This is a genomic window from Streptosporangium sp. NPDC004379 (genome assembly GCF_042873875.1).
GTDB lineage: Bacteria > Actinomycetota > Actinomycetes > Streptosporangiales > Streptosporangiaceae > Streptosporangium.
Map to the genome: position 1 here is coordinate 382,823 of NZ_JBIAMC010000004.1, position 13,154 is coordinate 395,976.

Annotated in this window: 10 protein-coding genes; 8 read left to right on the top strand and 2 right to left on the bottom strand. The window is 72.5% G+C overall.

What is annotated here, in order from left to right; genetic code table 11:
* Positions 1-406: 406 nt before the first annotated feature.
* The 3 genes from ACFYSC_RS11705 to ACFYSC_RS11715 all read left to right on the top strand — a co-directional run bounded on the left by ACFYSC_RS11705 (position 407) and on the right by ACFYSC_RS11715 (position 6,074).
* On the top strand, positions 407-3,388 hold the full coding sequence (locus tag ACFYSC_RS11705) for a glycosyl hydrolase (protein WP_389960053.1): 2,982 nt from the start codon (positions 407-409) through the stop codon (positions 3,386-3,388).
* Positions 3,389-3,632: 244 nt separating this feature from the next.
* Positions 3,633-5,552: an amino acid transporter gene (locus ACFYSC_RS11710; RefSeq protein WP_389960056.1), complete on the top strand. Its 1,920-nt coding sequence runs from the start codon at positions 3,633-3,635 to the stop codon at positions 5,550-5,552.
* Positions 5,553-5,705: 153 nt separating this feature from the next.
* Positions 5,706-6,074, top strand: a complete 369-nt coding sequence (locus ACFYSC_RS11715) for an STAS domain-containing protein (protein WP_389960058.1) — start codon at positions 5,706-5,708, stop codon at positions 6,072-6,074.
* A 101-nt stretch (positions 6,075-6,175) separates the two neighbouring features.
* Here ACFYSC_RS11715 and ACFYSC_RS11720 read toward each other — a convergent pair whose 3' ends face one another.
* Positions 6,176-7,165, bottom strand: coding sequence for a hypothetical protein (locus tag ACFYSC_RS11720; RefSeq protein ID WP_389960061.1), 990 nt, complete (start codon positions 7,163-7,165; stop codon positions 6,176-6,178).
* A 109-nt stretch (positions 7,166-7,274) separates the two neighbouring features.
* Between ACFYSC_RS11720 and ACFYSC_RS11725 the strand changes: the two genes are divergently transcribed.
* The 3 genes from ACFYSC_RS11725 (at position 7,275) to ACFYSC_RS11735 (ending at position 9,781) form a co-directional block, all read left to right on the top strand.
* Entirely contained in the window at positions 7,275-8,231 is a 957-nt protein-coding gene (locus ACFYSC_RS11725; RefSeq protein WP_389960064.1) for a TIGR03885 family FMN-dependent LLM class oxidoreductase, read from the top strand.
* Between the two features lie 278 nt (positions 8,232-8,509).
* A complete protein-coding gene (locus ACFYSC_RS11730; protein ID WP_389960067.1) occupies positions 8,510-9,091 on the top strand; it encodes an ATP-binding protein in 582 nt (193 codons plus the stop codon).
* A 231-nt stretch (positions 9,092-9,322) separates the two neighbouring features.
* Positions 9,323-9,781, top strand: a complete 459-nt coding sequence (locus ACFYSC_RS11735) for a DNA-binding protein (RefSeq protein ID WP_389960070.1) — start codon at positions 9,323-9,325, stop codon at positions 9,779-9,781.
* Between the two features lie 194 nt (positions 9,782-9,975).
* Here ACFYSC_RS11735 and ACFYSC_RS11740 read toward each other — a convergent pair whose 3' ends face one another.
* Positions 9,976-10,548 (bottom strand): PadR family transcriptional regulator, encoded by a 573-nt coding sequence (locus ACFYSC_RS11740; protein ID WP_389960072.1) that lies wholly within the window; start codon positions 10,546-10,548, stop codon positions 9,976-9,978.
* A gap of 62 nt (positions 10,549-10,610) precedes the next feature.
* On the opposite strand from ACFYSC_RS11740, the gene ACFYSC_RS11745 reads away from it, so the two are divergent.
* Both ACFYSC_RS11745 and ACFYSC_RS11750 read left to right on the top strand, forming a co-directional pair.
* Positions 10,611-11,801 carry an FAD-dependent oxidoreductase gene (locus ACFYSC_RS11745; RefSeq protein ID WP_389960075.1) on the top strand — a complete coding sequence of 397 codons (1,191 nt, stop codon included), beginning with the start codon at positions 10,611-10,613 and terminating at the stop codon, positions 11,799-11,801.
* Between the two features lie 19 nt (positions 11,802-11,820).
* Positions 11,821-13,122, top strand: coding sequence for an amidohydrolase family protein (locus tag ACFYSC_RS11750; RefSeq protein ID WP_389960077.1), 1,302 nt, complete (start codon positions 11,821-11,823; stop codon positions 13,120-13,122).
* Positions 13,123-13,154 lie beyond the last annotated feature (32 nt).

The window sequence follows — 13,154 nt, forward strand, 5'->3', positions numbered from 1 at the left end:
CTGAAGCAGGGGGTGCCGGAGTGAACACACAAAGTAAACGAGCAATCACTCTCCGTGTCCAGTCATGATTCTGTGGCCCCTCCGCCAGTTGCGGCGCGCGGATCCGCGCTCTCCGCGCCGACGCGGGATGAGGGTGCGGCCCGGCCTGCCTGGCGTTATCGGGAGAGCGCTCTCAAGATATCGGACGGCTGTTCGTGCCACCGGTCAGGCGACCTGTCAGTTTCCCGGTGTGCGGATGAAGGAGTTCCCGTCAGCGATTAGCTCGGTTGTAGGGGCGAAGAAAATTCATTCCGGGGTAATCGCGGCGAAACATTGACGAGGGCCGGGCGGCTGACTAACTTCCGCTGTGAGAGCGCTCTCTCAGCCGCACCACTCCAGATCCGACCCCTCCCCTGGAGGCACCCCCATGGATCAACCGACCCATGCCGTGAAGCCGGACACGTCCCGTCCCCCTCGAAGAGGCCCCGCCCGCCGACGGGCCCTGGCCACGCTCACGGCCGTCACGCTGCTGGCCGGCGTGTTCGGCCTCGGCGCCGGGCTCGGCGCGGCGCGTCCCGCCGAGGCGGCCACCGTGGGCGCCGGCGGCTACGCCGACACGCTGCCCGCCGGCCGTCCCCTGCCGACCGGCTGCGCCGACCTCTCCACCAACCCGCGCCGCTGGGTGACCGCCAACGCCCCCAAGGGGGCCGTCCCCACCAACGACTGGTGGTCCTCGATCCTCTTCAAGCGGGACGACTGCTCCTACGGCACCCCCCTGCACGCCCACCCGGCCTCCTACGACACCTTCGCCGACGGCCTCGGCTTCTCCTACGGCTCCAAGCCGACGGCGATCACCGGCACGGCGACCGGCGTCGGGGAGTACAAGTACGCCTACAGCGAGGACATCCGGGTCGGCGTCACCGGGATGAGCTCCCCCGACGTCAAGGTGGACGGCTGGAGCGACTGGACCGTCACGCCGTACTGGAGCGACGGGACCCGGACGATGAAGGCGACCATCGGCCACGGCCTGCCGTTCACCTACTTCCAGGTCACCGGCGGTGACGCGCGGATCAACGGCACCGCCGGCGCCCCCGCGGTCTGGTCGAACGACGGCTCCATGATCGGATTCACCGTGGGCGGCAGCGACTACGTCGCCTACGCCCCGCAAGGAGCGACCTGGACCGTCAACGGCGCGGCGATCACCTCCTCCCTCGCCGGCAAGGGCTTCTTCTCGGTGGCGGTGCTGCCCGACGTCCAGGACAAGGCGGCGCTCGCCGCCACCTACGCCCGGTACGCGCACGCGCACGTCACCGGAACCCGCGTCTCCTACGCGTACGACCCGTCGAACGGCACGGTCAGCACGACGTACGGCTTCACCACCACGGCCAGGCAGGGCACGGAGAAGGGCACCGTCATCGCCCTGTACCCGCACCAGTGGAACCACCTGACCGGCTCGACCCCGCTCACTCCCACTTACGCCTCGGCGCGCGGACCGATGAAGATCATCACCGGGACGGGGTTCAGGACGACGATGACCTACACCGGTGTGCTGCCCGAGGTGCCCGCGGTCGCCGACGGTTCGGGCGCCGACCTCACCGCGATCACCGGATACCTCAACGCCGAGCTCGGCGACCCGATGGCGATCCGGGGCGACGACACCTACTGGACCGGCAAGGGCCTGGGCCGCGCCGCCCGGATCGCGGAGATCGCCGACCAGCTCGGCCTCACCTCGGTCCGCGACACGGCGCTGACCGCCATCCGCGCCCGCATGGAGGACTGGTTCACCGCCACCGCGGGCAAGACCTCCCGCGTCTTCTACTACGACCGCAACTGGGGCACGCTGATCGGCTACCCCGCCTCCTACGGCTCCGACACCGAACTCAACGACCACCACTTCCACTACGGCTACTACATCGCCGCCGCGGCGACCCTCGCCAAGTTCCAGCCGGCCTGGGCGAAGAAGAGCCGGTACGGCGGCATGGTGGACCTGCTGATCCGAGACGCCAACAACTACGACCGCGGTGACGAGCGCTTCCCCTACCTGCGTGACTTCGACATCTACGCCGGCCACGACTGGGCGTCGGGCCACGGGGCGTTCGTCGCGGGCAACAACCAGGAGTCCTCGTCCGAGGGCATGAACTTCGCCAACGCCCTCATCCAGTGGGGCCAGGCCACCGGCGACACCGCCGTCCGCGACGCGGGCGTCTACATCTACACGACCCAGGCGGAGGCGATCAAGGAGTACTGGTTCGACACCCGCGACCAGAACTTCCCCAAGGAGTTCGGGCACGGCGCCGTCGGCATGGTCTGGGGCGACGGCGGCGCCTACGCCACCTGGTTCAGCGCCGAGCCGGAGATGATCCAGGGCATCAACATGCTCCCGATCACCGGCGGCCACTTCTACCTCGGCGACGACCCCGGCTACGTGCGCCGCAACTACGACGAGGTGGTCAGGAACAACGGGGGAGAGCCCACGGTGTGGCAGGACATCCTGTGGGAGTACCTCGCGCTCGGCGACGGCGACACCGCGCTGGCCAAGCTCCGCGCGGCGCCCGGCTACACCCCCGAGGAGGGCGAGAGCAGGGCGCACACCTTCCACTGGATCCGCAACCTCGCGGCGCTCGGCACGGTGGACGCCACCGTCGTCGCCGACCACCCGCTGGCCAAGGTGTTCAGCAAGAACGGCGCCCGCACCTACGTGGCGTCCAACATCACCGGCACCGACATGACGGTGACCTTCTCCAACGGCACCCGGCTCACCGTGCCGGCGGGCAGGACGGTCGCCTCGGGCGCCCGGAACTGGAGCGGCGGCGACGCGGACGGCGGCGTCACCCCGACCGCCACCCCGACGGCGACCGTGACCCCGACGATCACCCCCACGGCGACCATCACGCCGACCATCACCCCCACCCCGACCCCGACGGTGACCGTCGCCCCCTTCACCGCGACCCGGTACCCGCAGGCGGACGGGACGCTCCCGGGCGCCAAGGGTGCGGCGGGCGCCGTCACGATCGCCTCGGCCGGCGGCGTCAACCACGACGGCGCCCCGGCGAACGCGCGGGTCTTCACCGCGACCGGCCTGACCGCCGCCTACAACGGCGGCACGACCGCCTTCGACCTTTCCGTGGACGCCGGGACCACGGTCGGCAACGGCACCCAGCTCAGGATCTCCTACGACCTCACCGGGAACGGGACCTGGGACAGGGTGGAGACCTACCGCTACTTCGCCACCGACCCGCTGGCCGGGTGGGAGCACTACACCCAGGCGGCAGGGCTGCTGTCGTCGTCCGGGGCGTACGGCGACCTCGCCGGCGGCACGGTGAAGGTCGAGGTCTGGAACGCCATCGGCAACGGCGCCACCACCCTCGGCGCGGGCGACACGTCGCCGGTGCGGCTGCCGTTCGGCTGATCCGCCGCGACACCGGCGGCCGGCCGTACCCCTGGGCGGGGTGACGGCGCGGCGCGGCCAGGTGGAAGATGAGACGGCCGGGGCCACGATGGCCCCGGCCGTCTCGTGTGGCACGGATGGGCGTTCTCACCCCGTACCGGGGCATAGGGAGGCGGGACGGAACCGTTCAGGACTCGTGGGCGTGCCGGAGGCCGGCCCTCTCCGCCATCGGAGACGCAACGCTCACCAAGCGCAAGGAGACAGGGTGACCACGTCCGCCTCGCCGGACACCGGGTCGGGGGTCCGCAGGTGGCTGCTGCAGGGCCTGCACCGCGCCGACCTGAAGACGCCGGGCCCGCATCACGAGGAGACGCCGCACCGGCAGCACCGCTGGTGGCAGGTCATGTGCCTGACCGGCGTCGACTACTTCTCCACCCTCGGCTACCAGCCGGGCATCGCCGCGCTCGCCGCCGGAACGCTCAGCCCGGTCGCGACGCTGCTGCTGGTCGCGCTGACGCTGTTCGGCGCGCTGCCGACCTACCGGGCGGTCGCCAAGGAGAGCCCGCACGGCCTGGGCTCGCTGTCCATGCTGGAACGCCTCCTGCCCGGCTGGCCCGGCAAGCTGCTCGTGCTGTTCCTGCTGGGGTTCGTCGCCACCGCGTTCATCGTGACGATCACCCTGTCGGCGGCCGACGCCACCGCCCACGTCCTGCACAACCCGTTCGTCCCGGCGGTGTTCCAGGGCTGGCAGGTGCCGGTCACACTGGTGCTGATCGCCCTGCTCGGCCTGGTGTTCCTCATGGGGTTCAGCGAGGCGATCTCCATCGCGGTCGTGCTGGTCGGCGTCTACCTCGCCTTCAACGTGGTCGTGCTGGCCGTCGCCCTGACGCACGTGGCCGGTACGCCCGGCCTGGTCGTGAACTGGTGGTCGGCGCTCACCGCCGACCACTCCAGCCCGATCGCGATGGTCGCCGTGTCGCTCTACGTGATGCCCAAACTGGCCCTTGGACTGTCCGGGTTCGAGACGGGCGTCGCGGTGATGCCCCTGGTCGAGGGCGACCTGAAGAAGCGGATCCACGGCGCGAGGAAGCTGCTGACCACGGCCGCGCTCGTGATGAGCGTCTTCCTCATCGCCTCCAGCTTCGCCACCACCGTGCTGATCCCGGCGAAGGAGTTCGCCCCCGGCGGCGGGGCCAACGGCCGCGCCCTGGCCTACCTGGCCCACGCCTACCTCGGCGAGTGGTTCGGCACCGCCTACGACGTCAGCACGATCGCGATCCTGTGGTTCGCCGGAGCCTCGGCGATGGCGGGCCTGCTCAACATCGTGCCGCGCTACCTCCCCCGGTACGGCATGGCCCCCGACTGGTCGCGCGCGGCCCGCCCGATGGTGCTGGTCTTCACCGCCGTCTCCTTCGTGATCACCCTGTTCTTCGGCGCCGACGTCGAGTCTCAGGGCGGCGCCTACGCCACCGGCGTGCTGGCGCTGATCCTGTCGGCGGCGGTCGCCGTCACGCTGTCGCTCTGGAAGAAGGGACGGAGGAGGGCCGCGGCGCCGTTCGGGTTCATCACGCTGGTCCTCCTCTACGCGACGGCGGCGAACATGATCGAACGTCCCGACGGCCTGGTGATCGCGCTGTTCTTCGTCCTGGCGATCGTCGTCACCTCGCTGGTCTCCCGGGCGACCCGCTCGACCGAGCTGCGCGTCACCCGCGTCGACCTGGACGAGACGGCCCTGCGCTTCATCAACGAGTGCGGGGACATCCACCTCATCGCCAACGAGCCGCACGCCCGCGACAAGAAGGAGTACGTCGACAAGGCCCGCGAGGCGTGGCAGCGCCACCGGCTGCGCAGCGCCGAGAAGGCCGTCTTCCTGGAGATCACGGTGCCGGACGCGTCGGAGTTCGCCTCCGAGGTGTGCGTGAAGGGCGAGGAACGGCACGGCTTCCGCGTCCTGCGGGTGGAGAGCGCCTCCGTGGCCAACGCGATCGCCGCCGTTCTGCTCCACCTGCGCGACAGGACCGGCAAGCTGCCGCACGTCTACTTCCACTGGGCGGAGGGCAACCCGGTCGGCGCGTTGCTGCGCTACCTGGTGTTCGGCGGGGGCGACGTGGCGCCGCTCACCCGGGAGGTCCTGCGCCAGGCCGAGCCCGACGTGGAACGCCGTCCCATCGTCCACGTGGGCTGACCCGTCCACCCGCGGTCCAGGACGAGCGGCGCAGGAGTGGCCGTTACGCACATGTCTCCTGAGCGTCGCCCGGGCGACTCGGCGCCGGGGGTATACCTTGATCACTGGCCGGCTACCGGCGCGGGTGGCACCTCAGCCGCGTGGAATGAGTGGATGACGATGAGTAGAGAGCTGTTCGTCGACGTCTCCCACCATCATGACGCGGGCTGCGCCGTGGTCACCGTCACCGGCGACATCGACCGGACCTCCAGCCCGCTGCTCAGAGGCGCCGTGGACCGCCTGGTCTCCGGCGGGCAGGCGCACATCATCCTCGACGTCGAGGGCGTCACCTTCTGCGACTCCACCGGCCTGCGGACCTTCCTGAGCGGGGTGAACACGACCTACGAGGCGGGCGGCTGGCTGCGACTGGCCGGGGTGAGCGGCCACCTGGAGCGGCTGCTGCAGATCACGGACCTCTACACCTTCTTCGCCATCGACACGGACGTCGCCCGTTCCCTGGCGAGCGCGCGGACCCGCGGCTGACGGCCCCGCCCGCCCTCCGAGAAGGGGCGGCCGAGCCCGGCGCCGCGGGTCCGGGAGGCGCGGTTCCGAGGGCCATGGGGCCGAAGTCATGAGCCGGGGTGTCACGGAGCCCGGTCGTCCGCCGGGCCGCCGGTCAGGCCGTCCACCGGTTCGGGCGGCCACGGCATGCCGACCGGGTTCGGCACCGGGAACGTGCCCGACCCCATCACCGCGGACGCCAGCGGCCACAGCAGCCGGGCGAGCGCGGAGGTGGACTCCCCGCCCAGCGCCCGCCAGGGACCGGCCGCGGCCTCGTCGGTCAGCCGTTCGATCCGGTCGCGTTCCCGCGCGCCCTCCCCGGTCAGGCGGCCCCCGCCGTCCAGCCACCCCCGCGCCCGCAGGGAGCCGAGCGCCGCGTCCCACTCCGCCTCGTCCCACTTCCTGGCCAGGCGGAGCCCGTCCGCGTCGGCCTCGGTCGCGGCGATCTTGAGGAGGTGGGCCTCGACCGGGGACACGCCACCGGCGACGAGGACGGCGACATGCCCGTCGCCGCGGTGCTCGCGTAGCGTGGTCGCCGCCTGCCACAGCCGCAGGTACGGATCCTCCGGCTCGGGAACGGCCTGGTTCGCCGCGGCGAGCACCCGCCCGGCGGTGTCGGCCCGGCGGGCCGCCTCCCAGGCGAGCGAACCGGCCTCCTCCAGGCCGTCCGGCGGCGAACCCGCCCGCGGGGCGCCCGGCTCCTCCCCGCCACCCGGTCCCTCCACGGCGTCCGGCGGTTCCGGGGCCCCCGGCGCCGTCGCGTCCGTGAGCAGCCGTCGCAGCGCGGCCCCCGCCCCGTCCATACGGGCCCGGAGCACGGCGTCCGGGGACGCGAACCCCCAGGCGTCCGGCAGCGCCCTGGCCACCCGGGCGGGCGGGAACCCGTGGAAGGCGGCGGTGACCACCTCCGGGCCCACCGCGCCGAGCGGGGCCGCCCGGGTCGCGAAGTAACCCATCCAGAAACCGCGCAGGCCGGCCGCGTCGGCCGCCGCCCGCGCCTCCGGCGCGAAGTAGGTGACGGCGTGCAGGGGCTCCAGCAACTGCCACATCAGCCGGGGCACGTTCGGGTCCACTCCGGACTCCCTCCTCGTTGAAGATCCTCCGTCCCCAGCATGCGTGACGGGCACGAGACCGTCACGTGCCGTCCTGAGTGAATCGTCCGGGTTCGGGTAGCCGGGCGACATGGCGACCTATGGCTTCCATTCATCACACGAGCAGATCCACCCGGCCGAGCTGCTGAAGGCGGTGACGCAGGCCGAGCAGGCGGGGTTCGCGGCGGCGATGTCCTCGGACCATTTCTCGCCCTGGAGCACGCGGCAGGGCCAGTCCGGGTTCGCCTGGTCCTGGCTGGGCGCCGCCCTGCAGGCCACGAGCCTTCCATTCGGCGTGGTCAACGCCCCCGGCCAGCGCTACCACCCGGCGATCATCGCCCAGGCGATCGGCACGCTGGGGGCGATGTTCCCCGGGCGGTTCTGGGCGGCGCTGGGCACCGGGGAGGCGAGCAACGAGCACATCACCGGCGACCGCTGGCCGCGCAAGGACGTCCGTACGGCGCGGCTGCGGGAGTGCGTCGACGTCATCCGGGCGCTGCTGGCGGGCGAGGAGGTCAGCCACGACGGCCTGGTCACCGTGGACCGGGCCCGGCTGTGGACCAGGCCGGAGGTCCCGCCGGAGCTGTTCGGGGCGGCGGTGAGCGCGAAGACCGCCCGGTGGTGCGCGGACTGGGCCGACGGGCTGATCACCGTGAACGCCCCCCTGGAGACGCTGCGCGAGGTCCTCGGCGCCTACCGGGACGCCGGGGGGAAGGGCAAGGCGGTCCTGCAGGTCCACCTGAGCTGGGCCGAGACCGACGACGAGGCGCTGGCGATCGCCCACGACCAGTGGCGGAGCAACGTCTTCGGCCCGCCGGCGAGCTGGGACATCGACACCGCCGAGCTGTTCGACATGGTCACCGAGGAGGTACCGCCGTCGAAGGTGACCGAGTCGGTCAACGTCTCGGCGGACCTGGGATGGCACGCGGCCCGGATCGGCGAGTACGTGGAGCTGGGCTTCGACCAGGTCTATCTGCACCATGTGGGCCAGGAACAGGAGGCGTTCATCGACGCCTTCGGGGCGAAGGTCCTGCCGCAGCTTCCCTGAACCCGCCGGCTCTCCTGAACCCGCCGGCTCTCCTGCGCCGGCGCTCTCCTGACCCCGCCTGCTCCGGGCCCGCCCGCCCGCTCCGGGCCCGCCCGCCGGTCGCGGGCGGATCCGGCGGGTCCGGTGGGTCCGGTGGGCCCGCCCGCGACCGGCGGGTCCGGCATGCCCGGCGAGGAAATGAGAACTGGACGAAACAGTTGTGTCGCAATCAGTTCACATAAGCCGGTCATCTCCTCTACATTGGATTGTGGGAGCGCTCCCACACAGAGGAGAAGCAGGTGACCCTCCAGCCCAGCTCGTGCGTCGAGCCGCTCGGCCCGGCGTCCGCTCACGGATCCGCCACCCACGCCGCTCATGAGCCCGCCGCTCACGGACCCGCCACCCATGCCATGACCCACCGGGCGGTGTCCGCCCGTACGGTGTTCACCCGCACGGCCGAGCGCCTGCTGCCCGCGACTCCCACGAGCGTGCGCGATGCGCGCTCCCTGGTACGTGACGAACTGGTCCTGTCCGGAGCCGGAGACCTGGTGGACGACTGCGTGCTCGTCGTCAGCGAGCTGGTCACCAACGCGGTGCGGCACGGCGGCGCGGCATGCGCGCTCAGGCTGCGCTGCGGCACCGGCCACGTGTACGGCGAGCTGTTCGACCCCGGGGCCGGGGCGCCCCGGGTGTGCGAGGCCGACGACGAGGCCACCGGGGGGCGCGGCCTGCAGATCGTCGGCGTCCTGACCGACGGCTGGGGCGTCACCTGGCCGGCCACCGGCGGGAAGATCGTCTGGTTCGTCTTCGGCGCGCCCGTCCCGCATCCGCGGACCCCGGGCATCCCGGTGACCGGGATCGGACGGGACCGCACGGCGTGACGGGCCGGCCGGTGGGCGTGGCCGTACGGTGTGGTGGACGCGCCGTGACGAGCATGGCCGTACGGTGCGACGAGCGGTGTGCCGGATGGGAGCCTCACGGGACGGACCCGGCCGGGCGACGGTCTGGGTGGTGCGACGGAGGCGGAGGGGATCGAACCGTCACCCTCTTTTGAACATATTGTTTAAATCAATACGTTGACAATGAAGTGTTGACGCGGCCATGCTGGTCGCATGTCTTCCGATACCGATCAGCCACCGCAGTCGCTCGACCCCTTCACACCCCCGGACCCGGGGCAGGCGCGGGCGCACCGCGTCTACGCCGCGCTGTCGCGCATCGCCGACCGGCACGCCGCCACCGAGGAGCAGCGCTCCCGGCAGGTCCACCCGTCGGTGCTCGGCCCGCACGAGGCCGTCAGGCTCGTCTCTTTCCTCGCCGCGGGCTCCGCCCTGCCGGAGGAGGGTGAGCCGGAGGTGGACGAAGCCGACATCACCGCCGCCCTGACCCTCATCCCGCTGGCCCGCGCGGAGATGGACCAGCTCGAGGCGGGGCTCCTGCAGATGGCCAGGGGCCGCGGTCTCACCTGGCAGGAGATCGCCTTCGGGCTGGGGCTGGGCACCTCCCAGGCCGCCCGGCAGCGCTACGAGCGCCTGGCGGGCCGGATCGCCGCCGAGACGGGCGGCGCCGGCTGACCTCCGGCCGCACCGCCACGGCCGCACCGCCACGGCCGCACCGCCCCGGCCGGGCCGTAGCGGTCGGCCGGGGGCGACCGCGAGGAGGCCCGCGGCGAGCCGCACGACCGGGCCGTGCCGCCGGGCCGTGCCGACCGGGCCATAGCGGTTGAGTCGTGCCGGTCGGGGCCGTAGCGGCCGGGCCGTGCGGCCGGCTAGGGGAGCCTGTAGTCCCAGTCGAGGCGGCCCGTGCGGAGGTCCTCGGTGAGGCCGCGGACGTAGCCGAGTTCCGCGGCGAGCACGGCCCGCTGGTGCTCGCTCTCCACGAGGAAGACGCGCGGCAGGAAGGCCGCCCCCTCGGCCATCTCCTGTTCCAGCGAGGCCAGCCGGGCCTCCAGGGACGCGACCCGCTCCTCCAGCGCCGCGTGCACCTCGCCGGGCTCCAGCACCGGCAGGAAGGCCAGGGCCGCGGGGAACTCGGGGAACTCCCTGGCGGGGGTGGAGAGCATCTCCCGCATCCACCGCCGCAGCGTCTCGCGGCCCTCGCCGGTCGGCTCGTAGACGGTCCGCTCCGGGCGGTTCTCCTCGCGCGAGGTCTCCCGGACCGCGATGAGCCCGGCGCGCAGCAGCCGGTCGATGGTCTGGTAGACGCTGTTGCGCTGCGCGACGTTGACCACGTCGTCCTTGTGCCGCTCCTTGATCATCTGCTGCATCCGGTAGGCGTGCATCGGCGACTCGCAGACCAGGGAGAGCAGCGCCACGGCCAGGGGCGATCGCCTCGTCGACATGCCTGACATCGTAACGGCGGCCGTCCCTGGTCCCCGATAGTCATTTTATGTATATTCATCTTATGACCAAGAAAGCTCTGATCATCGGCGGGGGCATCGCCGGTCCGGTGACGGCCATGGCCCTGCGGCGCGCAGGCATCGACGGCGAGGTGTTCGAGGCGTACGACCGCGGCTCCGAGGGCGTGGGCGCCTTCCTCACGCTCGCGGTCAACGGGATGGAGGCGCTGCGCCTGCTCGACCTGCACGACCTCGTCCGCGACCTGGGCATGGACACGCCGCGGATGGAGATCCTCAACCGGCGCGGCAGGCTGCTCGCCGTCCAGCGCCAGCCCTCCCGGACGATCAGGCGCGCCGACCTCTACCGGGTGCTGCGCGACGAGGCCGTACGGCGCGGCGTGCCGATCCACTACGGCAGGCGTCTCACCGACGCCTCGGTCACCCCGGACGGCGTCAGGGCGGTGTTCGCCGACGGGAGCACCGCCGAGGGCGACCTGCTGGTCGGCGCCGACGGCCTGCGCTCACGCACCCGGACGATCATCGATCCCGGAGCGCCGCGGGCCCGGCACGTCGGCCTGCTGAACACCGGCGGCTTCGCCCGCGGCGTCACGGTGCCGGGCGTCCCGGGGACGAGTCACTTCATCTTCGGCAGGAGGTGCTTCTTCGGCTACCTGATCCACCCGGACGGAGAGGTGTGGTGGTTCGCCAACCCGGCGAGCCCCGGGGAGCCGACCCCCGAGGAGCTCGCCGCGATCACCCCGGAACGGTGGCGGGCCAGGCTGCTGGAGCTGTTCGAGGGCGACACCGGGCCGATGGCCGACGTCATCGGCGCGACCCGCGACATCCTGGGCCCCTGGAACACCTACGACTTCCCGACCGTGCCGACGTGGTTCAACGACCGCATGGTGCTCCTGGGCGACGCCGCGCACGCGACCTCGCCCTCCTCCGGTCAGGGCGCGTCGATGGCCGTCGAGGACGCGGTGGTGCTGGCCAGGTGCCTGCGCGACGTGCCCGGCACGCGCGACGCGTTCGCCGCCTTCGAACGGCTGCGGCGCGGGCGGGTCGAGAAGATCGTGGCCCAGGGGAGGCGCAACGGCAGCGGAAAGGCCCCGGGGCCCGTCGGCGCGTTCCTCCGCGACCTCACGCTGCCGACGATCATGCGGCAGGTGGAGAAGAGGGACATGCTGGCCTGGATGCACGACTACCGCCTCTCCTGGGACGACCCGGTGTCCACAATGGTGGGAGAGCGGCCGTGAGGCGGGCGGAGGTGGTCCGATGGCCGGCCTGGAGGCCCTGCGGCGGGCGATCGGGGAGATCCCGCTGGTGGACCACCACGTCCACGGGGCGCTGGTCCGCGACCTGACGCGGCGGGAGTTCGAGGAGGCGCTCACCGAGTCGGACCGGCCGGTGCCCGACTGGATGAGCCAGTTCGACTCCCAGCTCGGCTTCGCCGTCCTGCGACACTGCGCGCCCGTACTCGGCCTCGTCCCGTGTCCCGAGCCGGACGCCTACCCCGTCCCGTGTCCCGAGCCGGACGCCTACCCCGTCCCGCGTCCCGAGCCTGACGCCTATCTCGCCCGCCGCGCCGAGCTGGGCGCCGAGGAGGCCACCCGGAGGCTGCTCGCCGCCGCCGGGGTGGACCACTTCCTGGTGGAGACCGGCCACCGGCCGGGTGAGCTGCTGGGACCGTCCGGGATGTCCGCCCTGTCCGGTCGTCCCGCCGACGAGATCGTCCGGCTGGAGGCGGTCGCCGAGCGGGTCGCCGCCGAGGGCGCCGGCGCCGCGGCCTTCGCCGCCGCCTTCGAGGCGGCCCTGTGGGAGCGCAGCCGTACGGCGCGCGGGCTGAAGACCGTCGCCGCCTACCGCTGCGGCCTCGACTTCGACCCCGCCCCGCCCTCCCCGGGCGAGGTGACGGCGGCGGCCGGCCGCTGGCTGCGGCGGATCGAGCGGGCCGGGCAAGCCGGGCAAGCCGGGCGGGCCGGGCGGGCCGGGCGGATCGAGCAGGCCGGGCAGAGCGGCACGGTCCGTCTGGACGACCCGGTGCTGGTGCGCCACCTCGTCTGGACGGGCGTCGGGCGCGGGCTGCCGCTGCAGTTCCACACCGGGTACGGTGACCCCGACCTCGACCTCCGCCGCGCCGACCCGTTGCTGCTGCGCGGCTTCGCCGAGCTGGCCGAGCCGCGCGGGGTCCCGCTGCTCCTGCTGCACTGCTACCCGTTCCACCGCGGCGCGGGCTTCCTGGCTCAGGCGTATCCGCATGTCTTCTTCGACGTCGGGCTGGGGGTGCACCACACCGGGGCGCGGGCGGCGGCCGTCGTGGCCGAGAGCCTGGAGCTCGCGCCGTTCGCCAAGATCCTCTTCTCCTCCGACGCCTGCGGGCCGGCGGAACTGCACCACCTGGGCGCCCTGCTGTGGCGACGGGCGATGACGAGGGTCCTCGGCGGTTTCGTGACCGAGGGGGAGTGGAGCGCTGAGCAGGCGGTGCGGGTGGCCACGATGATCGGCTCGGCGAACGCCCGCCGGGTCTACCGGCTGGGGGACGGCGGTGCGGACGATGTGACCCGGGCAACAGCCTGAGCCGCATCATCCGCGTCCTCTGGGGAAGCGGA

Excerpts from the sequence above, each read along its gene's own strand:
- ACFYSC_RS11705 (WP_389960053.1), top strand. The coding sequence starts at position 407 with ATGGATCAACCGACCCATGCCGTGAAGCCGGACACGTCCCGTCCCCCT.
- ACFYSC_RS11715 (WP_389960058.1), top strand. The coding sequence starts at position 5,706 with ATGACGATGAGTAGAGAGCTGTTCGTCGACGTCTCCCACCATCATGAC.
- ACFYSC_RS11725 (WP_389960064.1), top strand. The coding sequence starts at position 7,275 with ATGGCGACCTATGGCTTCCATTCATCACACGAGCAGATCCACCCGGCC.
- ACFYSC_RS11735 (WP_389960070.1), top strand. The coding sequence starts at position 9,323 with ATGTCTTCCGATACCGATCAGCCACCGCAGTCGCTCGACCCCTTCACA.
- ACFYSC_RS11740 (WP_389960072.1), bottom strand. The coding sequence starts at position 10,548 with ATGTCGACGAGGCGATCGCCCCTGGCCGTGGCGCTGCTCTCCCTGGTC.
- ACFYSC_RS11745 (WP_389960075.1), top strand. The coding sequence starts at position 10,611 with ATGACCAAGAAAGCTCTGATCATCGGCGGGGGCATCGCCGGTCCGGTG.
- ACFYSC_RS11750 (WP_389960077.1), top strand. The coding sequence starts at position 11,821 with ATGGCCGGCCTGGAGGCCCTGCGGCGGGCGATCGGGGAGATCCCGCTG.